15 protein-coding genes are annotated in these 25,638 nt (G+C 64.8%); 6 read left to right on the top strand and 9 right to left on the bottom strand.

What is annotated here, in order from left to right; genetic code table 11:
• The first annotated feature begins 112 nt into the window (after window positions 1-112).
• Window positions 113-1,711: a POT-type proton-dependent oligopeptide transporter gene (locus tag U1H99_RS03195; protein ID WP_323140320.1), complete on the top strand. Its 1,599-nt coding sequence runs from the start codon at window positions 113-115 to the stop codon at window positions 1,709-1,711.
• 44 nt (window positions 1,712-1,755) lie between these two features.
• Window positions 1,756-4,491, top strand: a complete 2,736-nt coding sequence (locus U1H99_RS03190) for an alpha-1,6-glucosidase domain-containing protein (RefSeq protein WP_323140319.1) — start codon at window positions 1,756-1,758, stop codon at window positions 4,489-4,491.
• A gap of 21 nt (window positions 4,492-4,512) precedes the next feature.
• On the opposite strand, the gene U1H99_RS03185 is transcribed toward U1H99_RS03190, so the two are convergent.
• Window positions 4,513-4,929 carry a DnaJ-like protein C-terminal domain-containing protein gene (locus U1H99_RS03185; RefSeq protein WP_323140318.1) on the bottom strand — a complete coding sequence of 139 codons (417 nt, stop codon included), beginning with the start codon at window positions 4,927-4,929 and terminating at the stop codon, window positions 4,513-4,515.
• A 128-nt stretch (window positions 4,930-5,057) separates the two neighbouring features.
• On the opposite strand from U1H99_RS03185, the gene U1H99_RS03180 reads away from it, so the two are divergent.
• Window positions 5,058-5,282 carry a hypothetical protein gene (locus U1H99_RS03180; RefSeq protein ID WP_323140317.1) on the top strand — a complete coding sequence of 75 codons (225 nt, stop codon included), beginning with the start codon at window positions 5,058-5,060 and terminating at the stop codon, window positions 5,280-5,282.
• A 13-nt stretch (window positions 5,283-5,295) separates the two neighbouring features.
• On the opposite strand, the gene U1H99_RS03175 is transcribed toward U1H99_RS03180, so the two are convergent.
• Window positions 5,296-7,179 (bottom strand): glucokinase, encoded by a 1,884-nt coding sequence (locus U1H99_RS03175; RefSeq protein WP_323140316.1) that lies wholly within the window; start codon window positions 7,177-7,179, stop codon window positions 5,296-5,298.
• A 165-nt stretch (window positions 7,180-7,344) separates the two neighbouring features.
• Between U1H99_RS03175 and U1H99_RS03170 the strand changes: the two genes are divergently transcribed.
• Both U1H99_RS03170 and U1H99_RS03165 read left to right on the top strand, forming a co-directional pair.
• On the top strand, window positions 7,345-8,823 hold the full coding sequence (locus tag U1H99_RS03170) for an ATPase domain-containing protein (RefSeq protein ID WP_323140315.1): 1,479 nt from the start codon (window positions 7,345-7,347) through the stop codon (window positions 8,821-8,823).
• Window positions 8,816-10,492: a response regulator gene (locus tag U1H99_RS03165; RefSeq protein ID WP_323140314.1), complete on the top strand. Its 1,677-nt coding sequence runs from the start codon at window positions 8,816-8,818 to the stop codon at window positions 10,490-10,492. The genes U1H99_RS03170 and U1H99_RS03165 overlap by 8 nt, the downstream gene beginning before the upstream one ends.
• A 24-nt stretch (window positions 10,493-10,516) precedes the next feature.
• On the opposite strand, the gene U1H99_RS03160 is transcribed toward U1H99_RS03165, so the two are convergent.
• From U1H99_RS03160 to U1H99_RS03130, 7 genes are all read right to left on the bottom strand, one after another.
• Window positions 10,517-11,539, bottom strand: coding sequence for an alpha/beta fold hydrolase (locus tag U1H99_RS03160; RefSeq protein WP_323140313.1), 1,023 nt, complete (start codon window positions 11,537-11,539; stop codon window positions 10,517-10,519).
• 94 nt (window positions 11,540-11,633) lie between these two features.
• A complete protein-coding gene (locus U1H99_RS03155; protein WP_323140312.1) occupies window positions 11,634-13,322 on the bottom strand; it encodes an alpha-amylase family glycosyl hydrolase in 1,689 nt (562 codons plus the stop codon).
• A 142-nt stretch (window positions 13,323-13,464) separates the two neighbouring features.
• The gene (locus U1H99_RS03150) at window positions 13,465-15,096 is read right to left on the bottom strand and encodes an alpha-D-glucose phosphate-specific phosphoglucomutase (protein ID WP_323140311.1); all 1,632 of its coding nucleotides are present in this window, start codon (window positions 15,094-15,096) and stop codon (window positions 13,465-13,467) included.
• Between the two features lie 73 nt (window positions 15,097-15,169).
• Entirely contained in the window at window positions 15,170-16,537 is a 1,368-nt protein-coding gene (locus U1H99_RS03145; RefSeq protein ID WP_141832204.1) for an MFS transporter, read from the bottom strand.
• 309 nt (window positions 16,538-16,846) lie between these two features.
• The gene (locus U1H99_RS03140; RefSeq protein ID WP_323140310.1) at window positions 16,847-18,646 is read right to left on the bottom strand and encodes a DEAD/DEAH box helicase; all 1,800 of its coding nucleotides are present in this window, start codon (window positions 18,644-18,646) and stop codon (window positions 16,847-16,849) included.
• 144 nt (window positions 18,647-18,790) lie between these two features.
• Entirely contained in the window at window positions 18,791-20,314 is a 1,524-nt protein-coding gene (locus U1H99_RS03135) for a tryptophan halogenase family protein (RefSeq protein ID WP_323140309.1), read from the bottom strand.
• A gap of 89 nt (window positions 20,315-20,403) precedes the next feature.
• Window positions 20,404-23,196, bottom strand: a complete 2,793-nt coding sequence (locus U1H99_RS03130; RefSeq protein ID WP_323140308.1) for a TonB-dependent receptor — start codon at window positions 23,194-23,196, stop codon at window positions 20,404-20,406.
• A gap of 552 nt (window positions 23,197-23,748) precedes the next feature.
• Here U1H99_RS03130 and U1H99_RS03125 point away from each other — a divergent pair.
• Window positions 23,749-25,626 carry a glycoside hydrolase family 13 protein gene (locus U1H99_RS03125; RefSeq protein WP_323140307.1) on the top strand — a complete coding sequence of 626 codons (1,878 nt, stop codon included), beginning with the start codon at window positions 23,749-23,751 and terminating at the stop codon, window positions 25,624-25,626.
• Window positions 25,627-25,638: the final 12 nt, after the last annotated feature.

The raw sequence follows: 25,638 nt of genomic DNA, 5'->3' as shown, positions 1-25,638 counted from the left end.
TAGTCAAACTACATATTCAATGTCACGTGGATGAGCTTACCGAACAAGTTCTTGTTGCCAAGATGAGCAGGGTTGCATAGGATCGCGGCACGATACACGCCAGGAGACCCCGATGACCCAAACGCCGCCATCGGTAGCAGCCCCCGCCGGGACCGGCCGCATGCCGCGCCAGATCCCCTACATCATCGCCAACGAAGGCTGCGAGCGCTTCAGCTTCTATGGCATGCGCAACATCCTGACGCCCTTCCTGATCTCGTCGCTGCTGCTGTTCCTGCCCGAAGCCCAGCGCGCCGGCGAGGCCAAGGACGTGTTCCACACCTTCGTCATCGGCGTCTACTTCTTCCCGCTGCTGGGCGGCTGGCTGGCCGACCGCTTCTTCGGCAAGTACAACACCGTGTTCTGGCTCAGCCTCGTGTACTGCGCCGGCCACGCCTGCCTGGCCGCGTTCGAGGACAACGTCAAAGGTTTCTATCTCGGCCTGTTCCTGATCGCGCTCGGCTCGGGCGGCATCAAGCCGCTGGTGTCCTCGTTCGTGGGCGACCAGTTCGACCACACCAACAAGGACCGCGCCAAGGTGGTGTTCGACGCCTTCTACTGGATCATCAACTTCGGCTCCTTCTTCGCGTCCCTCCTCATGCCGGTGTTCCTGCGCGACTACGGGCCGGCGGTGGCCTTCGGCATCCCCGGCATCCTGATGCTGATCGCGACGCTGGTGTTCTGGAGTGGCCGCAAAAAGTATGTGCACGTGCCGCCGAGCGCGGCCGATCCGCATTCGTTCACCCGCGTGGCGCGCACCGCCCTGCTGGCCAGGAAGCCGGGCGCCGGCCGTCCCGGCCTGGCGGTCGCCTGCATCGGCGCGGCGGGTGCCGTGGCTTCGCTGGCGATGAGCCCATCCTGGGGCTTCGTGATCGCCGCCTGCACGGCCCTGGTGGTGCTGCTCGCCTTCGGCGGCATCGGCGTCGCCATGCAGCTGGAACGCGCGCGCGGCATCCACCCCGACGAGGCGGTCGACGGCGTGCGCGGCGTGCTGCGCGTACTGATCGTATTCGCGCTGGTCACGCCTTTCTGGTCGCTGTTCGACCAGAAGGCCTCGACCTGGATCGTGCAGGCCAACAGCATGCTGCGCCCGACGCTGCATCTGTTCGGCAGCGAGTTCCGCTTCGAGCCGGCCCAGATGCAGGCCCTGAATCCGCTGCTGGTGATGCTGCTCATCCCGGTCAACAACCTCGTCGTGTTCCCCGCATTGCGCCGCCTCGGCTGGGAGCCGACCGCGCTGCGCCGCATGACCGCCGGCATCGCACTATCCGCGCTGTCGTGGGTCGCGATCGGCACCATCCAGGTGGTGATGGATGGGGGCACGGCGGTCTCGATGGCCTGGCAGATCCTGCCCTACGCGCTGCTGACCATGGGCGAGGTGCTGGTCTCGGCCACCGGCCTCGAATTCGCCTACAGCCAGGCGCCGCGCTCGATGAAGGGCGCGATCATGGCCTTCTGGTCGCTGGCGGTGACGGTCGGCAGCCTGTGGGTGCTGATCGTGAACGCCAGCGTGCGCAACGAGACCGTGCTGGGCCACATCGCCAGCACCGGCCTCGGCGTAATGGCCTTCCAGATGTACTTCTTTGCCGCGTTCGCCTTCATCGCCGCGCTGGCCTTCGGCTGGTATGCGACGCGCTACCGCATGGTTAACAACTACCGTAACGAGGCCGCTTAGCTCAGTTGAATGAGTGGCCTGCTTTTTGTCTCAGATTGTGATTCATGAATAAAACCTTCCCCACCGCCGGCGCCGCATCGATCATGTCGATGGCGCTGCTGGCCGGCGGCGCGCATGCCGCCGTCACCCCCGAGGCGTGCGAAAGCAGCGCCTTCCAGATCAACCAGCACCCGGCCGCGGCCAGCTTCGATGCGCGCGCCGTCTGGCTCGATAGACGCCTGGTCAAATGGCCGGGCGCCGACGCCGGCGCGGTCTTCAAGCTGTACTACGCGGCGAACGGCACGATCACGGCACCGGCCGGCGGCAAGGCCGGCGGCGCGAGCGGCTTCATCACGCTCGAGCGCTTCACGGGCACGGTGCCGGCCGCCGCCGCGGCGCGCTTCAAGTACCTGGCCGACGGTCCGGTCCTGCAGGTGCGCGAGAGCGATGCCGACGACCTGCGCGCCCTGCTGCGCCAGCAGCTGGTGCTGGTGCAGGAAGACGCACAGGGCACCGTGCGCGCCGCCACCCGCATCCAGGTGGCCGGTGCGCTGGACGACCTGTACGCGGCGGCGGCCGGCCTCGACAAGCTGGGCGCGAGCGTGGCCGCCAACCGCACCGCCTTCACGCTGTGGGCGCCGACCGCCCAGCAGGCCGCGGTCTGCATCTACAACGGACCGGCCAAGCCAACCGGCGCGGTGTACCAGATGCGCTTCGACGACAAGACCGGCACCTGGAGCGTGGCGCTGCCGGGCGACCTCTCGGGCAAGTACTATAAATATGCGGTCGACGTGCCGGTCGACGGCGCCGGCATCGTGCGCAACATGGTGACCGACCCGTATTCGGTCAGCCTGAGCGCGGACTCCAAGCGCAGCTACATCGGGCGCCTGGATGCGCCGCGCCTGAAGCCGGCCGGCTGGGATGCCGCCCCGGCGCCACAGACGGTGAAGCAGCCGACCGACATGGTGGTCTACGAACTGCACGTGCGCGACTTCTCGATCAACGACGACAGCGTTCCATCCGAGCACCGCGGCAAATACCTCGCCTTCACCGACACCAACAGCAAGGGCATGCAGCACCTGGCGGCGCTGGCCAAGTCCGGCCTTACCGACGTCCACCTGCTGCCGGTGTACGACATCGGCAGCGTGCCCGAAACCGGCTGCGCCGTGCCGGCCCCCTTCGGCCCGGCCGACGGCCTGGCCCAGCAGGCGCTGGTGAAAAAGACCGCCCAGACCGACTGCTTCAACTGGGGCTACGACCCGTATCACTACAACGCACCGGAAGGCAGCTACGCCACCGATCCGGCGCGCGCCGAAGTGCGCGTGCTCGAGTTCCGCAAGATGGTCGCCAGCCTGCACAAGGCCGGCCTGCGCGTCGGCATGGACGTGGTGTACAACCACACCTTCAAGGCCGGCCAGGACGAGAAATCGGTGCTGGACCGCATCGTGCCCGGCTACTACCACCGCCTGGATGCGAAAGGCGCCGTCGAGCAGTCGACCTGCTGCGACAACACCGCCACCGAAAACCTCATGATGGGCAAGCTGATGATCGATTCGGTGGCGCTGTGGGCGACCCAGTACCGGATCGATTCCTTCCGCTTCGACCTGATGGGCCACCAGCCGCGCACGGTGATGGAACAGCTGCAGCAGAAAGTGAACGCCGCGGCCGGCCGCCAGGTGCAGCTGCTCGGCGAAGGCTGGAATTTCGGCGAAGTGGCGGACGGCGCGCGCTTCGTGCAGGCGTCGCAGCTATCCCTGAACGGCAGCGGGATCGGCACCTTCAACGACCGTACCCGCGACGCGGTGCGCGGCGGCTCCGCGGGCGATGCCGGCGAAGCGCTGTTCAAGCGCCAGGGCTGGATCAACGGCCTGGTGTACGACCCGAATGCGCACGCAGGGCCGGTGCCGGCGGCCGAACTCCTGAGGGCGGCCGACCTGGTGCGCGCCGGCCTGGCGGGCTCGATCCGTTCATATCCGCTGCAGACCTACGATGGCCAGGTGAAGACGCTGGCGTCGATCGACTACAACGGCCAGCCTGCCGGCTACGCCGCGGAGCCGGGCGAAGTGGTCAACTACGTCGAGAACCACGACAACCAGACGCTGTTCGACATCGGCGTGTTCAAGCTGCCCGCGGGCACGTCGAGCCAGGAACGCGCGCGCGTACAGGTGCTGGGCATGGCGGTGGATGCCTTCAGCCAGGGCATCGCCTACTACCACGCCGGCATCGACGTGCTGCGCTCGAAGTCGCTCGACCGCAACAGCTTCAATTCGGGTGACTGGTTCAACCGCCTCGACTGGACCTACCGCGACAACTACTTCGGCACCGGCCTGCCGCCCGAAGCCGACAACGGCAAGGACTATGCGCTGATCAAGCCGCTGCTGACGAATGCCGCGTTCAAGCCGGCGCCAAGCGATATCGCCTGGACCCGTGACGCCTTCCGCGACCTGCTGGCGGTGCGCGCCAGCTCGACGCTGTTCCGCCTGCCGACGGCTGCCGAGATCGCGCGCCGCCTGCGTTTCTTCAACACCGGCGCGCAGCAGATCCCGACCGTGGCGGCGGCCTGGCTGGACGGCCGCGGCTACGAGGGCGCGGGCTTCAACGGCCTCGCCTACTTCATCAACGTCGACAAGATCGGCCACACGGTCACCGACCCGCAGGCGGTGGGCAAGCGCATGCGCCTGCATCCGGTGTTCACCGCCGCCGGCGTCGCCGACAAGCGGGCCACGCAGGCCAGCTTCGACAGCGCCACCGGCAGCTACGAGATTCCGCCGCGCACGGCGGTGGTCTTCGTCGAGGACTGACTTACCGCCTGAGACAAGCTGTTACCAGCGGCAGGTCAGGCGCAGGGTTTCGCCCTCGCGCGCGACCACGCGTCCCGGGGCGGTATCGTGGCAGCGGTAGACCACGCGCAGGCGTTTCGGGATGCCGCCTGCCGGATCGCCGCACAGCCCGTTGTCGACCTGGATAGCGCCACGGTTGCGCACGACGTCGCGCTGCACCGCGCGGCGCGCGTCGCACATGCGGCCGCGCGCGCCATATTCGGCTTCCAGGATGCGTACACGGTCCCAGCGCGGGCCGCGCGGACCACCGCGGTCGTATTGGGCGTCGCGCTGGCCCGCTTCGTAGCCGGCGTCGAAACCACGGCGCGCTTCCTGGCTTTGGGCGAACGAGGAAGTGGCCGCGGCGGTCAGGGCCAGGGCGGCTGCGATACGCATAATGGTTGGCTTGGCGAATTTCATAATTTTTCCTTCTCTATATCGATGACAAATGCTACCGCGCAACTTTGAGTGCGTTCTGTACGGACGCTCACAGTGTGCCGCCAAGTGCCAAAGAAAGCTGTTCCCCGGCCTGTAAGAGACGTTTCAAGGTGTTAAATGAAAAGACCGGCTACGTCGGCTCGGCCGAGTTGCGCCACGAACTCGGGAGCCCGGCGGGCCGCTGGCAGGCGCTCGCCTCTGCCGAAAGCGCGCGCGTGCGCATCAACCGCGACCCGTGGACGCCCGCGCAAAACCGGGCCACGCTGTCGGGTGCCGGTATCGGGCTGACGTGGGAAGGCCCGGGCGGCTGGCTGACCGCCTGCAAGGCCTTCTGAAGACTGGCGCGGCTCAGCTGTCCAGGTGCGAGATCAAGAGGCGGCGGCGCTCGCTGTCGCCCTCGCCCGCCGCCTCTCCCTGCGGCCCCAGTGAAATCCCCACCGCCATGATGTCGATGAGCAGCAGCTGCAGGATGCGCGAAATCATCGACAGGAAGGTCGTCGAATCCTCGGCGTGGTCGACCGCCAGGCAGATGCTGGCCTTGCGCGCCAGTGCCGACTTGCTGCTGGTGATGGCGATGACGTCGGCGCCGGCGGCACGCGCGGTATCGACCGCACTCAGGAGCTCGGGCAGCTGGCCGGCGGTCGAGATCGCGATCACGACGTCGCCGGGGCCGAGCAGTTCGGCAGCCATCGAGAACAGGTGCGAGTCGCCGTACGAGGTGGTCGGGATGCGGAAGCGGAAGAACTTGTGCTGGCCGTCGAGCGCCACCACGCGTGAATTGCCCATCGCGTAGAACTCGATGCGTTTTGCCTTGCGCAGGATCTCGATCGCGCGGTCGATCGAGTGCACGTCGAGCTGGTCGCGGAATTTCAGGATCGCCGACACCGTGTTGTCGATGACCTTGGCCGACAAATCGTGGGTGCTGTCGGTCATGCGCACCTGGCTGTGGCGCACCGGGATGGTGCCGGTCAGGCTGCCCGCGAATTTCAGCTTGAAGTCGGCCAGGCCGGTAAAGCCGAGCGAGCGGCAGAAGCGGATCACGGTCGGCTGGCTGACGTCGGCCAGCTTCGCGATCTCGGCGATCGGCTCCGACAATACCTTGCGCGGATGCTCGATGACCAGGCTGGCAACGCGCTGTTCGGCCGGCGACAGCTCGTGCTGCAGGTTCTGCACGCGCTCCATCAGGGTGTTGGCGCCGCTGCGATTGCGCAGGTGCTCGGACAGGATCGCCGACACGCCGTTCAGCGCCGGATTCGGCGTCATGATCACGTAGGTCGGGATCTGGGCCACGTAGTCGGTGAAGCGGCCCTTGGCTTCGAAGCGCGCGCGGAACGGCGAGGTCTTGAACCATTCGCCCATGCGCGGCACGATGCCGCCGCCGATGAAGATGCCCCCGAAAGCGCCGAGCGTGACACCGAGGTTGGCCGCCGCGCCGCCCAGCATGCCCGAGAAGCATTCCAGCACCTCCAGGCACAGCGGGTCGTGCTGGTCCAGCGCGCCGGTGATGATCTCGGCCGAGCTGCGCATCTTGGCGCTGACGCCGTTGCGCTGCGCCAGCGCCCGATAGATGATTTCCATGCCGGGGCCCGAGATCAGGCGCTCGTTCGAGACGTGGCGCCATTCGCGCCAGGCATACTGCAGGATCGCGAACTCGCGCTCGTCGCTGGGCGCGAAGTTGACGTGGCCGCCTTCGCTGCCGAGGGTAACGAAGCCGTCCACGGTCGGGATCACGCCCGAGACGCCCAGGCCGGTGCCGGGGCCGAGCACGCCGGCCACCGCGTTCGCCTGCGGCTTGCCGCCGCCCACCTGCATCAGGTCTTCCGGCCGGAAGCCTGGCAAGGCCATCGCCAATGCCGTAAAGTCGTTCACGATCAGGAGCGTGTTCAGGCCGAGCGTGCGCCTTACCTCGTCGGTGGAGAACTGCCAGTCGCGGTTGGTCATGCGGATGAAATCGCCGCTGATCGGATTGGCCAGTGCGAATGCGGCGTGGCTGATGCGGCCGGCATTCGCCTGCGCCAGGTAAGCCTGCAGCAGCGGTTCGATACCCGGGTAGTCGTCGCACAGCAGCACCGCCACGTCGCGTAGCACGCCCGGCGCCGTTTCCAGCGCAAAGCGCGCGTGGGTGGCGCCGATGTCGGCCAGCAGGCGCGGGCCGTCGCTGTAGGCGGCGCGCGGGTATTTGGGTTCGGGTGTGGATTCGCTAGCGGGCTGGGGCTGGGCCTGGGTCGTCATGATGTCTCGATTGGGTGAATTCCCTTATTGCACCAAGGATACCATTGATTGAATTGCATTTTTTAAATGTCCCCTGCGACACTAATTGAACAACCAAATTATCATTACGGTAACAATCGGTTCACCTTGTGGACCGGCTCACCAATTTACCGGCAAGGCGGCACCATGACTATTCATACAGAAAGAATCCCGACAGGGATCCCGGAGTTCGACGCGGTCTTGCATGGCGGCCTGGTACCGCGCCGCATCCACCTGATCGAGGGACGGCCGGGCACCGGCAAGACCACGCTCGGCCTGCGTTACCTGCTCGAAGGTGCAAAGATGGGCACGCCAGGGCTGTACCTGAGCCTGTCGGAAGCCGAGGATGAACTGCGCGAAAGCGCGAACAACCACGGCTGGCCGCTCGACGGCATCGACATCGTGGAAATGATCCCCTTGCCCGAGGCGACGTCGCCGCAGACCATCCTGCTGCCGACCGACACCGAACTCGTCAGCCTGGTGAACCGCATTGCCGACTGCGTCAGCCAGGCCGGCGCGGTGCGCGTCGTGATCGATTCGATGGTCGAGATCCGCCTGCTGGCGCGCGACAGTGCCCATTACCGGCGCCAGATCATCGCCCTGCGCCAGCGCCTGACCGAGATCGGCGCCACCGTGCTGCTGCTCGACGATATCACGGCCGATGGCCGCGAATACGAGTTGCAGAGCGCGGTGCACAGCGTCATCTCGCTCGACTACATGGAGCGCAGCTTCGGAGCTGCACGGCGCCGCCTGCACGTCGTCAAGATGCGCGGCGGTAGTTTTCAAACCGGATGGCACGACTACTCGATCGTCACCGGCGAGATCCTGGTGTTCCCGAGCCTTATTGCGCAAGAACATCATCGTCCCCCTGAAGAGTTCAGCATACCGAGTGGCGTCGAGGCCTTCGACACCTTGTTCGGCGGCCCGTTGACGGCCAGCAGTTCGACCATGATCCTGGGTCCTTCCGGCACCGGAAAATCCACGCTCGCCTTGCAGTACGCATTATCGGCCCTGAAAACCGGATACAAGGTCGCCTATTTCAACTTCGACGAGTCGGAGACGACGCTGCGTTCGCGCATGGTGGCAGGCATGCCGGCAGGCGAGACCAAACAGGGCGATACCGGTAGCCAGGAGCCGGATGCGGACACCGGGGCTCAGCGCTTCTTCCTGCGCCGCGTCAACCCCTCGCGCATTTCGCCGGGCGAATTCATCTGGAACGTACGGCGCCTGGTGGAAGACAAGGATGTGAAACTGGTCATCATCGACAGCATCAATTCCTATCTGGACGTGATCCGCGAGGAAAAATCGCTGCTGCTCCAGATGAATGAACTGTTTTCCTACCTGAATAACATGAATGTGACGGCGATCGTGGTCGGCGCCCATTCGGCGCAGCTGGATACGTCGAAGGAACCGGACGCGCTCAGCATTATTACGGACAACATCATTTCCATGCGCTATTATGAAAGTGATAACACGGTGTGCAAGGCGGTGTGCGTGCTCAAGAAGCGCCAGGGGCCGCATGCGCATGACATCCACGCGCTCGAACTGACCGACGCGGGCATCCGCATCGGCGAACGTATCCGGGGAAATAATGACGAGTTCGGAGCGGACCCTCTCGATGCCTGAGTCGAACCAGGCGCTGGTGGTGTTTGCCCCGGTCGCGGGCGACGCCGTCACCCTGCGTGCGCTCATCGAGCACGAAGGCGTGCAGGCCTGCGTGTGCGTCGATGCGGCCACCTTCTACGCGGCGGCGGACGACAGCGCCCTGGCCCTCGTGATTACCGAGGAAGGGCTGGCGCGTTGCTCGCTGCAGGACCTGAGCGCAAGACTGGGCCATCAGCCGGCGTGGTCCGACCTGCCGATCGTGGTACTGGCCAGCGGCGAGGGCCGCGACATCGACACCGACCGCTACACGCGGCTGGCGGGCATCGGCAACGTGATCCTGCTGACGCGCCCCACCACCCGCCTGGCATTGACGATGGCGCTGCGTTCGGCGCTGCGTACGCGCCGCCTGCAATTCGCGGTGCGCGACCAGCTGGACGAATTGTCGCAACACGCGGGCCGGCTGGAATCGACCGTCGAGGAGCGCACGCGCCTGCTGGAACATGAAGTGCAGGAGCGCCACCGGGCCGAGCAGTCGCTGGCCGAGGCGCGCCGCCTGGAATCGCTGGGCCAGCTGACCGGCGGCATCGCGCATGATTTCAACAATATCCTGCAAGTGGTGGCGGGCAGCGAAATCCTGCTGCGCATGCTGCTGGCGAAGAGCGACGATCCGCGCGTGACGCGCGCCCTCGACGGCATCCGCCGCTCGGCCGGACATGGCGCTTCGCTGACCCAGCAGTTGCTGGCCTACGCGCGCCGCCAGCCGCTGGCCAGCGTCGCCATCGACATGCGACTCCACCTGCGCGCGACCTCGGAGATGATACTGCGTACACTCGGGCCGGAGGTGCGCTTTCACATGGAGCTGGCATCGTCCCTGTGGGCGGTGCTGGCCGACCCGGCGCAGCTCGACGCCGCGCTGCTGAACATCGCCGGCAACGCGCGCGATGCGATGCCCGACGGCGGCGCCCTGACCCTGCAGGTGCGCAACTGGGTATTGCCCGATCCGGCGCTGCCGCAAGGGGACCGCCTCAGCGGCGACTTCGTCGGCGTGTTCATGACGGATGAAGGCGAAGGCATGTCCGAAGCCACAGCGCAGCAGGCGTTCGAGCCCTTCTTCACGACCAAGCCGATCGGCAAGGGCACCGGGCTCGGCCTGTCGCAGGTGTACGGATTCGCCATCCAGAGCCATGGCCTGGCCTTCATCCGGCACGAGCCGGTCGGCACCACGATCGGCATCCTGCTGCCGCGCAGCCAGGAGCAGGTAGCGGCAGCGGTCGTCGACCCGTCCACACTGCGTGCGGACGGCCTGGCGGGACTACGCGTGCTGTACGTCGAGGACGATCCCGCGGTCGCCGACGCCACGGTCGGCCTGCTGCAGTCGATGGAGGCCGGCGTGCGCGTGATCGACAGCGCCGATGCGGCGATCCAGGCGGATCTGCGGGACATCGACATCGTGTTTTCCGACGTCATGATGCCCGGTACGATGGACGGCATCGAGCTGGCGCGCTGGCTGGCCGAGCGCCATCCGGAGCTGCCGGTGGTACTGACCAGCGGCTACATGCTGTCGCCGGAACGGCTGCAGGCGCTCGACGTGCAGTTCGTGCGCAAGCCATTCACGGCCGGCGACATCAACGATGCCTTCGTCAAGGCCTTGCGCAAGAACGACGCCGCCGGCCCGCGGCAACGCCGCTAGCCGGGCGCCGCCGTGGCGCGGGTTTTACCTGGCTGCGAGCCCCTTCAGCAGCGCCGCATGAAACGCCGCCGGATCCTGCATCTGCGGCGCATGGCCCATGTTGCCGAATTCGACCAGCGTCGCATGGGGAATCGCCTTGGCCGCGCGCTTGCCGAGCTCGGCGTAATTGCCCAGCTTGGGACGCAGCTCGGCCGGTGCGGCATCCTTGCCGATGGCGGTGGTGTCCCTGGTCCCGATCAGCAGCAGCACCGGCATTTTCAGTAACGGGAATTCGTACACCACCGGCTGGGTATAGATCATGTCGTACAGCAGGGCCGAATTCCAGGCCACGATCTGCTTGCCGGCGCCGCGGTACATCCCGGCCAGCATCTGCACCCAGGGCTCGTACTCGGGCTTCCACTGATTCACGTAATACGTCGATTTTTCGTAGTTGCGGATCTTGTCGGCGTTCTGCCCCTGCTCGCGCTCGTACCACTTGTCGACCCCGAGCGAAGGCACGCCGAGCGCCTTCCAGTCTTCCAGGCCGATCGGGTTGGCCAGCACCAGCTGCTCGGTCTGCTCGGGATACAGCAGGCCGTAGCGCACCGCCAGCATGCCGCCGGTGGAGTGGCCCATGATGGTGGCCTGCTTCACGCCGATCGATTCCAGCAGGCCGCGGGTATTGGCCGCCAGCTGCTGGAAGCTGTATTGATAGTGTTCCGGCTTGCTCGACTTGCAGAAGCCGATCTGGTCCGGCGCCACCACGCGGTAGCCGGCCCTGGTGAGCGCGTCGATCGATCCTTCCCAGGTCGCGGCGCAGAAGTTCTTGCCGTGCAGGAGGACGACGGTGCGGCCGTTCGGCTTGGCCGGCTTGACGTCCATGTAGGCCATGTGCAGCTGCACGCCCTGCGAGGTGAAGCGGTATTGCTGTACCGGGTGCGGGTAGTCGAAGCCTTCCAGTTCGGGGCCGTAGGCGGGTTCTGCGGCGGGCGCGGCAGCATGGGCGCCGCACGTGGCGACGGTGAGGAGTGCGCCGAACAGTGCGGACAATCGTGCTGGTGCAGGCATGGTGCTTCCTTGGTGGATTGCGGTGCCTGGAAGTCTAGCCGATCTGCTGCTTCAGCGTCGTCCCCCCCGCAGGCGGGGACGACGCGGACAGGCATCAGTCCTGGGAGATCAGGGCCACCGGCGCACGCGCATTGAATTGCACCTTGCCGTTTGCAACCACCGCGCTCTTGCCCGAATACGCATCGCGCACGGTCTGGCCGTCGTTGAACACGCCCGCCACCGAAATCGGCAGGTCGCGGTCCAGCGGCAGGTTCAGCGCGATCACGACACGGTCGCGCACGCCGTTGCTGTCGTAGGTGCGCTTGAAGGTGTACGGCATCGAGGCGATCATCTGGTGCACGCCGGCGCCGACCGCCGGGTGGGCGTGGCGGAAGCGGCCCAGGCGCGCCCAGTGCGCCTGCACGTCGGCCACGCCGTACAGGCCGACACGCGCATTCGATTTCAGCTGGTCCCAGTTCATGAAGGAGCGCAGGTTGGCGTCGCCCTGCGCGCCCTCGATCTTGAGCACGCGCGCGGTTTCGTCGCCGTAGTAGATCTGCGCCGCGCCCGGCGCCAGCAGCAGCTTGTTGGCGGCTTCCAGCGGGTACTGGCGCATGGCGTCGAACGGATTGCCGTCGTCGTGCGAGTCGAGGTAGTTGAGGACGGACACGCCCTTCAAGGGGCCGTTGAGCATGGCGGAATACCCCGAGAACAGCTGCTCGTAGCCCTTGGCCGCGTCGCCCGCCATGCTGAAGTTGATCATGCTGTCGAAGCCGTTGGCGAAGTAATCGACCTTGGTGCCGTCGTCGTAGGCGAATTCGCGGCCGGACTTGATCGAGTAGCCGTACACCTCGGCCGTCATGAAGAACGGCAGGTCGCCGGCGACCTTCTTCGCTGGATTGGCGCGTTTCCAGTCTTCATAGGCCGCGCTGGCGACCGTTTTCAATTCTTTCCAGATGCCCGGCTCGGTGTGCTTGACGGTGTCGGCGCGGAAGCCGTCGAAGCCGTACTTGCGGACCCAGTCGGCGTGCCATTTCATCAGGTAGTAGCGCGGCGCGCGCGGGTAGCCGGTGCGCTTGAAGAAGTCGTCCAGCTCCTTCACCTCGCGCTCGTAGCGCCCTTCCCGCTTCCACTTGGCCACCAGGCCTGGCGGCAGCTCGACCTTCGCGTTGCTGTCGGTGCGGATGTCGGGCAGGTTCTTCACCAGCGTGCACTCGATGGTGGTGCGCATGGTCTTGAAGCCGCATACCGGCTCGGTACGCACCCATTCTGCCGGCCAGGCCGGATCCTGCGCTGTCACCGGGCCGGTGTGGTTCATCACCACGTCCAGCAGCACGCGGATGCCGCGCGCGTGGGCGGCGTCGACCAGCTCGTGCATGTCCCGCTCGGTGCCGAGATTGGCGTCGACCGCGGTGAAGTCGCTGGCCCAGTAGCCGTGGAAGCCGTAGGACTTGCCGGTGCCTTCGTCGGTGGCGCCATGGATCTGCTCCACCGGCGGGGTGATCCAGATCGCATCCACGCCCAGGTCCGTGAAATAGCCCTCCTTGATCTTCGCCGTGACGCCGGCCAGGTCGCCGCCCATGTAGCCGCGCGCGGTGGCGGCATCAGCCTTGCGGCCGTAGGCGAGGTCGTTGGCCGGGTTGCCGTTGTTGAAGCGGTCCGTCAGCAAGAAGTAGACGGTCGCGTTTTCCCAGGTGAAGGGTCGGGCCGCGCTCGGCTTGCCTCCGGCTGCGGGAGCCGGAGTGGCGGCCGAGGCGGTACCGAGGGCGAGCATCAGGGAAACGGCAAGAGCGGAGAGTTTCATTCAGGTTCCTGAGTTAGTAAATGAACGTCGCCCCTGCGAAGGCAGGGGCCCAAGTTTTGCAAGCGTTACCGGTACGCCAGCAACTTGGAGGAAACAGGGCCAGTGGCCCTGTTTGCGCCTTCGCAGGGGCGACGGAAGTAAATCATGTGACAACGGTAGGCTGCTCGCGCCCGGTACGCTGCTTGAGCCCCGACACCTGCTCGGCAATCGCGATCAGCGGCGCCAGCGCTTCCTGGGTGTCGAGCTGGTGGCGTGCCGGGTCGGCTTCATAGCGCTCGAGGTAGAGGCGCACGGTCGCGCCCTCGGTGCCGGTGCCCGACAGGCGGAACACGATGCGCGAGCCATCGGTCATGATGATGCGCACGCCCTGGCGCGTGGCGACCGACTTGTCGATCGGGTCGGTGTAGACGAAGTCGTCGGCCTGCTGTACGCGGAACTCGCCCAGCGTCTGCCCGGCCAGGCCTTCCAGCTGGCCGCGCAGGGCCCCCATCATGGCGTCGGCGGCGCCGGTATCGACCGCCTCGTAGTCGTGGCGCGAATAATAGTTGCGGCCGAAGCGCGCCCAATGCTCTTCCACCAGCTGGTTCACCGACTTGCCGGTCGCGGCCACCAGGTTCAGCCAGAACAGCACGGCCCACAGGCCATCCTTTTCGCGGATGTGGTCGGAACCGGTGCCGTAGCTTTCTTCGCCGCACAGCGTGGCCAGGCCGGCGTCGAGCAGGTTGCCGAAGTACTTCCAGCCGGTCGGGGTCTCGAAGCAGGCGATGCCGAGCGCCTCGGCCACGCGGTCGGCCGCCTGCGAAGTCGGCATCGAACGCGCGATGCCCTTGATGCCGGCGCGGTAGCCCGGCGCCAGCGTCGCGTTGGCGGCGATGATGGCCAGGCTGTCCGACGGCGACACCGCCAGGTTGCGGCCGACGATCATGTTGCGGTCGCCGTCGCCGTCCGAGGCGGCGCCGAATTCAGGCGCATCCGGACCGTTCATCAGCGCCACCAGTTCGGCGGCGTTGACCGGGTTCGGGTCCGGGTGGTGGCCGCCGAAGTCCTCGAGCGGCTCGCCGTTGATGACGGTGCCGGCCGGCGCCCTCAGGATGCCTTCGATGATCGCCTTCGCGTACGGGCCGGAGACGGCGCCCATGCCGTCGAATTTCATCGTGAAGCCTTTCGCGAACATCGCGCGGATGGCATCGAAGTCGAACAGGCTTTCCATGAGTTCTGCATAGTCGGCGACCGAGTCGATCACCTCGACCTGCATCGCTTCCAGTTGCGTCGTGCCGAGCTGGTCGAGGTCGACCGGGCCGGCGTCGCTGATCAGGTATTGGCTCAGGGACTGGGTATGCGCGAAGATCGCCTCGGTGATCTTTTCCGGGGCCGGACCGCCGTTCTCGATGTTGTACTTGATGCCGAAGTCGCCGTCCGGGCCGCCCGGGTTGTGGCTGGCGGAGAGCACGATGCCCCCGTAGGCGCCGTGCTTGCGGATCACGCAGCTGACGGCCGGCGTCGACAGGATGCCGCCGCGGCCGACCAGCACCTTGGCCACGCCGTGGGCGGCGGCCATGCGCAGGATGGTCTGGATCGCCTCGCGGTTGAAGAAGCGGCCATCGCCGCCGAGCACCAGGGTACGGCCGCTGCAGTCGCCCAAGGTCAGGAAAATCGCCTCGACGAAGTTTTCGAGATAGCCGGGTTGCTGGAACTCGGTCACCTTCTTGCGCAGGCCCGAGGTGCCGGGACGCTGTCCGGCGAAGGGTTGGGTGGCTACCGTTTGAATCGTCATGTTGCGCTCCTGTTGATGCATGGGTTTGTTGTCAAACCATTACAATACGACAGGAACGCAAAACACGTCGCAATTATCGCGTGGCCTGCTTGGCGTTGTCGGTGACGAACAGCGTCAATACCGCTGCCAGTACCATGCAGGCACCGCCCAGCACCAGCGTGAGGATCGCATGGCCGCCGAACAGGTGCTTGGTGAAGAAGCCGAGCAGCAGGCCGCTGACGATCTGCGGGATCACCACGAAGAAGTTGAACAGGCCCATGTAGTAACCCATGCGGCTGGCCGGCAGCGCACCGGCCAGGATCGCGTACGGCATGGTCAGGATGCTGGCCCAGGCCAGGCCGACGCCGATCATCGGCAGCATCAGCATCGTGATGTCGATGCCGAACACATGCGCCAGCACCTGGCGGTCGTGGATGAAGAACAGGCTGGCGAGCGACAGGCCGCCGATCGCCAGGCAGACCGCGTGGCAGGCCTTGCGGCTGGTGGCGCGCGCCAGCACCGGCAGCACGAAGGCGGCCAGCGCCGAGATGCCGTTGTAGACCGCGAACATGACGCCGACGTAGTTGGCGGCTTCCTGGTAGGCGCTCGATTGCGCATCGGTGGTGCCGTAGACGCTGTCGGCGATCGCGGTGCCGGTATAGATCCACAGCGAGAACAGGGCGATCCAGGTGAAGAACTGGACGAAGGCCAGCTGCACCATGGTCTTCGGCATCTGGGCAAAGCCGCCGACGATCTCGCGCAGCGCCACGCCGAAACCGCGCGACGCGCGGCGCTGGGCCTGGAAGCGCTCCATGTCCGGCGGCGGCAGTTCGGTGGCGGTGAACACGGTCCAGCTGACGGCCACCAGGAACACCAGGCCGCCGAGGTAGAAGGAGTAGCGCACCGTGTCGGGAATCGCGCCGGCCACCGGCGTGTTCGAGACATGCATCACCTCGGAGAAGAAGGTCGGCAGCAGCGATGCGATCACCGCGCCGCAGCCGATGAAGAAGGTCTGCATCGCGAAGCCGGCGGTCTGCTGCGACGGATCGAGCTTGTCGCCGACAAAGGCGCGGAACGGCTCCATCGATACGTTGATCGCGGCATCCAGCATCCACAGCACCGCTACCGCCATCCAGACGGCGGCGGAATTCGGCATCAGGAATAGCGCGATGGTGGCGAAGATCGCACCGAGGAAGAAGAAGGGACGGCGGCGGCCCCAGGTCGGGTGCCAGGTGTTGTCGCTGAGGTAGCCGATGATGGGCTGCACCAGCAGACCGGTGACGGGTGCGGCCAGCCAGTACAGGGACAGGTCGTCCATGTTGGCGCCGAGGGTGGCAAAGATACGGCTGGTATTGGCGTTCTGCAGTGCGAAGCCGAACTGGATGCCGAAGAAGCCGAAGCTCATGTTCCACAGCTGCCAGAACGACAGGCGCGGTTTGAGCGAGTGAAGTTGCATGTCCATCTTTGTCCCCTGATGGTGCCCGGACGTATGCCAGACTACCTGATGTAGCAAAATAACATGGGGATTGACGAGTGTCAATTCACACAACAGTCAGGGGACGATGAAATTATGTAGTCAAACAACAGGATCACGAACGTAGGGTGGACGGCTCCACCGCTACGTCTGAATACCGTTGTCACATACGCCGTCCACGCGTGACGGTAACGTCATGTTGGCCGCGACCGAAGGGAGGCTAACATGACGCAAGCGCCACGCGTGGACGGCATTTAGGCAGCAGGCTCAATACCCGGACGGGTACAGCCGTCCACCCTACCGACGCGGCTTCTTGTCCGCGAACTTGCGCTTGGCGGCCGGCTTCTTTTCCGGCGGTTCCTCGCCGTCGCGCGTGATGCCCAGCTGCTGCCCCGCCACCCACACCTTCTTCAGGTGGTCGACCAGGTCCTGCGGCAGGTCGGCCGGCATGTCCAGGGTGCTGAAGTCGTCGTAGATCTCGATGCGGCCGATTTCCTTGGACGCGATGCCGCCTTCGTTGGCGATGGCGCCGACGATGTTGCCCGGCTTGACGCCGTGCGCGTGGCCGACTTCGATGCGGTAGGTGGCCATGCCCGGTTCCGGTGCGCGCGCCACGCGTTCCTTCCGGAAGCCCTGGCGGCCTTCCCCTTCGCGCGGTGCGAAGCCTTCGCGGCCAGCGCGCGCCGGGCGCTCGTCGCGCTCGAACGAACGCTCGCGGCCCTCCGCACGCGGCTCGCGCTCGCGCGGCTCGAAGGCCGGCTTGGCCTCGCGGTCCGGCTTCTCGATCAGCAGCGGCTCGTCGCCGCGGTACAGCTTGGCCAGCGCGGCGGCGATGTCGATCGCCGGCACGTTCTGGTCACGCTCGTATTCTTCGATCAGCGAACGGAACACCTCCAGGCCGCCGGCGGCCAGGGTCTCGCCGATCTGGTCCTTGAAGCGGGCGATGCGCACGTCGTTAACCGCCTTGACGGTCGGCAGTTTCAGTTCGGCCACCGGCTGGCGCGTGGCGCGCTCGATCGACTTCAGCAGGCCGCGTTCGCGCGGCGTGATGAACAGGATCGCCTGGCCGCTGCGGCCGGCGCGGCCGGTGCGGCCGATGCGGTGGGTATAGCTTTCCGGGTCCGACGGCACGTCGTAGTTGATCACGTGGCTGATGCGCTCCACGTCCAGGCCGCGTGCGGCGACGTCGGTGGCGACCAGGATGTCGATCTTGCCGTTCTTGAGCTGGTCGATGGTGCGCTCGCGCTGCTGCTGGGCCAGGTCGCCGTTGATGGCGGCGGCCAGGAAACCGCGCGCCTGCAGCTTGCTGGCCAGTTCTTCGGTACCGAGCTTGGTGCGCGCGAAGATGATCATGCCGTCGAAGGGCTCGGCTTCCAGGATGCGCGTGAGTGCCTCGATCTTTTGCAGGCCGGCCACCAGCCAGTAGCGCTGGGTGATGTTTTCGGCGGTGCCTGTCTTGGCGGCGACCGTGACTTCCTGCGGCTCGCGCAGGTAGGTCTTGGCGATGCGCTTGATCGCCGGCGGCATGGTCGCCGAGAACAGCGTGGTCTGGCGCGTCTCCGGGGTCTGCTGCAGGATCTGTTCGACGTCGTCGATGAAGCCCATGCGCAGCATCTCGTCGGCTTCGTCGAGGATCAGGGTCTTCAGCTGCGACAGGTCGAGCGACCCCTTTTCGATGTGGTCGATCACGCGGCCCGGGGTGCCGACCACCACGTGCACGCCGCGGCGCAGCGCCGCCAGTTGCGGGCCATAAGCCTGGCCGCCGTAGATCGGCAGCACGTGGAAGCCCTTGATGTGGGCCGCATAGCTCTGGAAGGCTTCGGCCACCTGGATCGCCAGTTCGCGCGTCGGCGCCAGTACCAGCGCCTGCGGCGCGGTCAGCTTGGTGTCGATCTGGGCCAGCACCGGCAGCGCGAAGGCGGCGGTCTTGCCGGTGCCGGTTTGCGCCTGCCCCAGCACGTCGCGGCCTTCCATCAGCAGCGGAATGGTGGCCGCCTGGATCGGCGATGGCGTTTCGTAGCCGACTTCCTTGAGCGCCTTGAGGATGGGCGCGGGAATATTCAGGTCGGCAAACGTCTGGAGCGGGGTTTCAAGCATGAAAGAAAATCTCGTAAAAAGCAAAAACGTTCGGGGTCAGAGCCCGGTTTTCACGGTTGGGCTCTGACCCCGACTGATTAAAACACTGTAGTTTACTCGTTCAAGGGCTGGACGCTGTGATTATTTGAGATAAATGCCTGTTATTTAACGCTTTGCTGTGGCAATTGCCCTTATGAATTCCTTATGCGAAGGCATCACATCGACGCATTTGCCGACCACGCGTTCGATATTTCCGAGAAAATCGCCCAGTTCCTTGTCGCTCAACAGGTCCACCAACGGGTTGTAGCCTGCGGTTTGGACGCCCTGCCCGTGCAACACCTGCTGCCAGCCGATCTCCGTGAAGAGTTCGTTGTTTTCTCGCACCACCCGCCCCTGCGCTCCATATAAATCCAGCTTGCGGCGCAGCGTATCGGGAATGGCCATCGTGCGCATATGGTCCCAGAACGGCGTGTCGCTGCGCTCGGTCGCGTGGTAGTGCAGGATGATGAAGTCGCGGATACGCTCGACCTCGAAATCGCACTGGCGGTTGAACTCGTCGATGTCGGCCTGGTGGAAGCCGGCGTCCGGGAAAAAGCTGACCAGGCGCGAGATCGCCGACTGGATCAGGAAGATCGAGGTCGATTCCAGCGGCTCCAGGAAGCCCGACGACAGCCCGACCGCGACCACGTTCTTGTGCCACGCCTTCTTGCGCTTGCCGGCGGTGAAGCGCAGCAGCTTGGGTTCGGCCAGCGGCTTGCCGTCCAGGTTCTTCATCAGGATGGCCGCCGCTTCGTCGTCGCTCATGAAGCGGCTCGAAAATACGTGGCCGTTGCCGGTGCGGTGCTGCAGGCCGATACGCCATTGCCAGCCGGCCGGGCGCGCGCTGGCGCGCGTGTACGGGAGCAGGTCGCCGCCCGATTCGCATGGCACCGCCCAGGCGCGGTCGCAGGGCAGCCAGTGGCTCCAGTCCTCGAAACCGGTATTCAGCGCCTGCTCGATCAGCAGGCCGCGGAAGCCCGAGCAATCGAGGAACAGGTCGCCCTCCACCACGCTGCCGTCTTCCAGCGCGACCGCTTCGATGAAGCCGTCGCGGGGTCCGCCATTCAGACGCTGGCGTACCTGCACGATCTTGCCTTCGGTGCGCACCACGCCGTGCTTCTCGGCGTAGGTGCGCAGGTAGCGCGCGTACAGGCCGGCATCCAGGTGGAAGGCGTAAACGATGTCGGCCAGCGGCGAATTGGCCATCTCGGGCGACGGCCGTATGAATTTGTTCGCATGCGCCGCCATGCGGTTGATCGAATAATGCTCGAGGTCGGGCGCCTGGCCGGCCCGGTAGGCCTTCAGCCAGTACTGGAAGAAGTCGACCGTTTCAAGGTCCTGGCCGAACCGGCCGAAGCCGTGCATGTAGCGCTCGCCGATTTTGCCCCAGTCGGTGAATTCGATGCCGAGCTTGAAGGTGGCCTTGGTCTCACGCATGAACTCGTCCTCGTTGATGCCGAGGACGTTGTTAAACAGGCGCATCATCGGAATCGTGGACTCGCCGACGCCGACGCTGGAAATTTCGTCCGACTCGACCAGGCGGATGGCGTACTTGTTCTTCAGGAGGCGCGACAGCGCTGCAGCCGCCATCCAGCCGGCGGTGCCGCCGCCGACGATGACGATGTTCTTGAGTGGAGTCTGTTTGTTCATGGTTTCGCAGGATATACGAATATGACAAAGCCCCTCCACCGGGAACCGGGTGAGGGGCTTCTTTAGATCGTTTGACCGATCGGTGCCGATTACAGCTTGTAGTTCAGGCCAATCATCACGTTGCGGCCGAAGCGCTTGTCTTCGATGACGTTGTCCTTGGTCTTACGATAGCGCATGTACGGCGCATCGTTGACGTTGGTCATCTGCGCCAGCACGGACAGACCCTTCAGGCTGCCGGTCTGGAACTCGTAGCCGAGCTGCAGGTCGATCACTTTTTCGCCCTGGAAGTAGGTCAGTTCACGTGCACCGGAGTAGTCCGAGACTTCGCCGATGAAGTCCGAACGGTAGCGCTCTGCCACGCGGGCCGAGAAACCGGCCTTCTCGTAGTACAGCGTCAGGCTGGCTGCACGCTTGGACAGGCCCGGCAGGGCCATCGAACCCGAACCGCCGTTGGTGGTGTCCGGCAGGGTGACGGCGCTGCTGTTCTGGGCGACGTTGGCGACCACGCCGAAACCGTCCAGGTAGCGGGTGACCAGGCTGAACGGCAACGATGCCGCGAATTCCACACCCTTCATGTTGCCGCCCGAGCCGTTGACCGGCGCGGTGTAGATACCGATGTTGCTCGGCGCGCGCACCGTGGTCGGCAGCAGGTAAGGCGTGAAGTCGGTGCTCTGGCCGCCGGTCACGATGTAGGTATCGAGCTTGCGGTAGAACGCGGCCGCGCTGACGTAGGCCTTGTTGTCCCAGTATTTTTCGTAGGACAGGTCGACGCCCTTGGCGCGGAACGGCTTCAGTTGCGGATTGCCGCCACTGCCGGAATATTCGTTCCTGGTCGTATCCAGGCCGAAGGTCTTCGAGGCGCGCATGTCGTTCAGGGTCGGACGGGCCATGATCTTCTCGGCCGAGAAGCGCAGGGTCTGCTGGTTGCCCAGGTCGCCGATCAGGTTCAGGGTCGGCAGCACGTCGTTGTAGCTGGTGCCGTCGGTGTAGGTGCCGGTCGGACGGTTGGCATCGGTGGTGCCCGGGACCGAGTTATCCACCGAGAACGCTGTCGACTCCTGCTGGGTGTGGATCACTTGCAGGCCCAGCGAGCCACGCACCGGGATGCGGCCCACCTGGGTGTCGATACCCAGCTTGGCGAACGCGGTCGAGATCTTTTCGCGGACGGTCCAGTCCTTGTTGTAGATCTCCGGATGCAGCTTCTGGTTGATATCGTAGATACCCAGGTTTTGCAGCGGGTTGAAGGTGATCATGTTGATCCCGCTGGCACCGGCCGGGGCACTGCCCGAGCCGCTCGGGTACGGCGCCGAGGCGAACGGATTGCTGCTGCCGGCGATCGACAGCAGGTTCTCGGTGTAGTCGCGGGTCTTCGAACGGTTGGTCACGTTGACGCCGAAGTTGGCCTTGTTGAACACCCAGGCATTGTCCAGGTCACGGGTCAGGTCGAAGCGGATCGCGCCCAGCTTGTCGTACACGTGCGGGAACTTGACGTAACCGGCCTGGGTTTGCGTACCGCCCCAGCCCTGGGCGTCGGTCAGGCGCACGCTGTTCGGATCGGCGTAGTTGACGCCGGTAGTGAAGATCTGGCTGCCGGCGGTGAAGCCGACGGTGTCGAAGGCGTTTGAAGTACCGTAGGTTTCGATGTTGGCGCCGTTACGCTCGGCCGAGTTCCACGACAGGTCGAGGTTGGCGCTCCAGTCGCGGTTCAGCTTCAGCTTGTTGTTCCAGCCGATCGACTTGCTGGTGTCGCTGTACGCTTCGTTATCGTTGCGCAGCACGGCGCGCACGTTGTTGAACGAGCCGGCGGTGACGGTGTTGCCCGACAGCGTAGGATTGATCAGCTGGCCCGGACGGTCGTACAGCGTGGTGGCCGGGTTGTCCGACAGCGGCAGCTGAATACCGTGGGTCGCGGTGTCGCGGTCATAGCGCGAGTAGAACAGGTCGATGGTGCTCGAGAATTCGCGGCTCGGGCGGAACTGGAGCACGCCCATCAGGCCGTTGCGTTCCTGCGTGTAGACCTCGGTGAACGCTTCCATGCCGGTGTACGGGATGTTGACGGTCTGGCCGTTGTAGGTCGTGGTGCCGCTGCCCCAGGAGCCGAAGCGGGTCTGGTCGCCGGTCTTGCCCTGCAGGCGGGTGAAGCCGAAGGCGATACCGACGGTGCGGTTCTGGAACTGGTCGATGTACGAGAAGGTGGAGCGGTTGCTGTAGCCATGGGTATCCATGCCCAGGCCGGTCTTCTCGCGGCGGTAGTTGACCGCCATCGTGCGTTCCTTGAAGTCCAGCGGACGCACGGTCTGCATGTCGATGGTGCCCGACAGGCCCTGGCCCATCAGGCCGGCGTCCGGGGTCTTGTATACGGTCACGCCGGACAGCATCTCGCCCGGGTACTGGTCGAATTCGACGTTGCGGTTGTCGCCGACGGACACTTGCTCGCGGCCGTTCAGCAGGCCGGTCGAGAAGGCTGGCGACAGGCCGCGGATCGAGATGACCGATGCGTTACCGTGCTCGTCGCGCTGGGCGGTCAGGCCCGGCAGGCGCGAGATCGATTCGGCGATCGACTGGTCCGGCAGCTTGCCGATGTCTTCCGCCGAAATCGCTTCGACGATGGAATCGTTGTTTTTCTTGACCGAGATCGCCGCTTCGATACCGCGGCGGATACCGGTTACTTTCACGGTCTGGACGCCGGCATTGCCATTGTTCGCGGCAGCGTCACCGCTGCTCTGTGCCACCGCCTGGCTGGTGGTCTGCTGTTCCTGCGCGAAGGCAGCCTGGGTCGCCAGTGCCATGAAGACGGCGCAGCCTGCTGCAACCGGACGGAGTTGGAATGCAACATTGCCCGGCACGTTGCGCGCCGAGCGCTTGTTTGCGAAAAGGTTCATTTGTCCCCTCGAATACATTTAGAACTACATTTTTCCCGCAAACACCGGCCGGAAGCCAACAACACGGGATCCTCGAATAAACGTTTCTTAGACGTTCTGTCAATGATTCTGTACTAAAACTAGATGCACTGTCAACGAGACTTGCCTTTGACTACTTAGATGTAAAATTTTTACGTGAATTTCTGCAAAACAGGGGGTTTAACGTTGTATTCGAGCTACAAACGTAGGTATTTGTTATTGTAGTCGTACTACAACCCTGTTGATTCGCACCAACATAATGCAAAAATGCACTGAATTAGTGCAAAACTACGTAGTAGGTTTACCGAATGGTGGGACGATTGGGCAGCGTCCGTTGACTTTTCCTCCATCCGTAGTTGTAGCAAAACTAGCCAACAAATTTTGCGTGTGCGTTGTCCGCACCTCTGCCCTGTAGTATTCTCGCGGCAATAATAAGCAAACAGCATATTTTTCTGAGGAAAACAAGTCCAGTGGGCCTGTAGTTTGGCTACTTGACCTTGGGGTCGCTCAGCCCTTTCTATCCTGGAGACATCAATGAACAAGACCCTTGCCCGCCTGCTCACCCCTTTGCTTGCGAGCGGCGCTCTGCTGGCTGCCGGCGCCGTCCAGGCACAGGCACCGGCCATCGACCACATGGATCCGCCGTTCTGGTGGGCCGGCATGCAGCACAAGGGCTTGCAGCTGATGGTCCACGGTCCGGCCATCGCCGCACTGGAACCGACCCTGAGCTACCCGGGCGTGCGCATCGCCTCGGTTAGCCGGGTCGCCAGCAAGAACTACCTGTTCATCGACCTGCTGGTGGATGCCGACGCCAAGCCGGGCAGCTTCGACATCGTGTTCAAGGGCGCCGACGGACGCAGCACGACGTATGCGTACAAGCTGCTGGCACGCGAGCCGGGTTCCAGCCAGCGCAAGGGTTTCGACACCAAGGATGCGATCTACCAGATCATGCCTGACCGCTTCGCCAACGGCGACCCGAAGAACGACAGCGTCGCCGCCCTGCCCGACAAGCTCGACCGCAAGCTGGGCCACGGCCGCCACGGCGGCGATATCCAGGGCATCATCGACCATCTCGACTACATCGAAGGCCTGGGCTTCACCCAGCTGTGGCCGACGCCCCTCGTCGAAAACGACATGAAGGCCGCCTCGTACCACGGCTACGCCGCCACCGATCTGTACAAGATCGACCCGCGCTACGGCAGCAACGAGGACTTCAAGCGCCTGTCCACCGAAGCGCGCAAGCACGGCATCGGCCTGATCCAGGACGTGGTGCTGTCGCACATCGGCTTGAACCACTGGTGGATGAAGGACTTGCCGACCCCGGACTGGATCAACCACCCCGGCACCTTCGTGGCGACCCGGCATGCCCACACCGCGGTGCACGATCCGTATGCGTCGAAGGAAGACGCCGACAACTTCACCACCGGCTGGTTCAGCCCCGGCATGCCGGACATGAACCAGACCAATCCCTACGTCGCCAACTACCTCATCCAGAACAATATCTGGTGGATCGAGTACGCCGGCCTCACCGGCCTGCGCATCGATACCTTCGGCTATTCCGACGGCGGCTTCCTGAGCGAATACACGCGCCGCCTGATGCAGGAATACCCGAACCTGAACATGGTCGGCGAAGAATGGAGCAAGCTGCCGTCGCTGGTCTCGCACTGGCAGCGCGGCAAGGTCAACTTCAACGGCTACGTCAGCTCGATGCCGAGCCTGATGGACTTCCCGCTGACCGAAGCGATGCGCGACGCCCTGGCCAAGAAGGACGGCGGCAACATCTTCAACGACGTCTACGAGACCCTGTCGCAGGATTACCTGTACCCGGACCCGAAGCGCCTGGTGCTGTTCGAGGGTAACCACGACACCGCGCGCATCTTCAGCGTGGTGAACGAGGACTACGACCGCTACCGCATGGACATCGCCTTCGTGATGACCATGCCGCGCATCCCACACTTCTATACCGGCGACGAACTGCTGATGACCAGTACCGTCGGCACCCGCGACGACAACAGCTACCGTCACGACTTCCCGGGCGGCTGGGCCGGCGACAAGGTGAATGCCTTCACCGGCGCCGGCCTGACGGCGCGCCAGCGCACGGCCCAGGACTTCGTGCGCAAGCTGGTCACCTGGCGCAAGAACAGCCCGGTCATCCATGACGGCAAGCTGATGCACTACGCGCCGGAAAACAATACCTGGGTCTACTTCCGCTACGACGAACAGGCGCGCGGCGTGAAGAAGGTGATGGTGGCGATGAACGCGAACGCCAAGGAAATGGTGTTGCCGGCGGCGCGCTTCCACGAGATGCTGGACGGCGTGGCATCCGGACGGGACGTATTGAGCGGCAAGACGTACACTCTCAAGGACGAGATCCGCCTGCCTGCCAAGTCGGTGCTGATCCTGGAACTCTGATCGATGCGCGCC

The organism is Massilia phyllosphaerae (assembly GCF_034659755.1).
GTDB lineage: Bacteria > Pseudomonadota > Gammaproteobacteria > Burkholderiales > Burkholderiaceae_D > Telluria > Telluria phyllosphaerae.
The sequence above is the reverse complement of the archived record's forward strand: the minus strand, read 5'-3'. Positions and strand labels throughout refer to the sequence as shown.

Excerpts from the sequence above, each read along its gene's own strand:
- U1H99_RS03140 (WP_323140310.1), bottom strand. The coding sequence starts at position 18,646 with ATGCTTGAAACCCCGCTCCAGACGTTTGCCGACCTGAATATTCCCGCG.
- U1H99_RS03195 (WP_323140320.1), top strand. The coding sequence starts at position 113 with ATGACCCAAACGCCGCCATCGGTAGCAGCCCCCGCCGGGACCGGCCGC.
- U1H99_RS03155 (WP_323140312.1), bottom strand. The coding sequence starts at position 13,322 with ATGAAACTCTCCGCTCTTGCCGTTTCCCTGATGCTCGCCCTCGGTACC.
- U1H99_RS03135 (WP_323140309.1), bottom strand. The coding sequence starts at position 20,314 with ATGAACAAACAGACTCCACTCAAGAACATCGTCATCGTCGGCGGCGGC.
- U1H99_RS03185 (WP_323140318.1), bottom strand. The coding sequence starts at position 4,929 with ATGAAATTCGCCAAGCCAACCATTATGCGTATCGCAGCCGCCCTGGCC.
- U1H99_RS03170 (WP_323140315.1), top strand. The coding sequence starts at position 7,345 with ATGACTATTCATACAGAAAGAATCCCGACAGGGATCCCGGAGTTCGAC.
- U1H99_RS03165 (WP_323140314.1), top strand. The coding sequence starts at position 8,816 with ATGCCTGAGTCGAACCAGGCGCTGGTGGTGTTTGCCCCGGTCGCGGGC.
- U1H99_RS03130 (WP_323140308.1), bottom strand. The coding sequence starts at position 23,196 with ATGAACCTTTTCGCAAACAAGCGCTCGGCGCGCAACGTGCCGGGCAAT.
- U1H99_RS03190 (WP_323140319.1), top strand. The coding sequence starts at position 1,756 with ATGAATAAAACCTTCCCCACCGCCGGCGCCGCATCGATCATGTCGATG.
- U1H99_RS03160 (WP_323140313.1), bottom strand. The coding sequence starts at position 11,539 with ATGCCTGCACCAGCACGATTGTCCGCACTGTTCGGCGCACTCCTCACC.
- U1H99_RS03125 (WP_323140307.1), top strand. The coding sequence starts at position 23,749 with ATGAACAAGACCCTTGCCCGCCTGCTCACCCCTTTGCTTGCGAGCGGC.
- U1H99_RS03145 (WP_141832204.1), bottom strand. The coding sequence starts at position 16,537 with ATGGACATGCAACTTCACTCGCTCAAACCGCGCCTGTCGTTCTGGCAG.
- U1H99_RS03175 (WP_323140316.1), bottom strand. The coding sequence starts at position 7,179 with ATGACGACCCAGGCCCAGCCCCAGCCCGCTAGCGAATCCACACCCGAA.
- U1H99_RS03150 (WP_323140311.1), bottom strand. The coding sequence starts at position 15,096 with ATGACGATTCAAACGGTAGCCACCCAACCCTTCGCCGGACAGCGTCCC.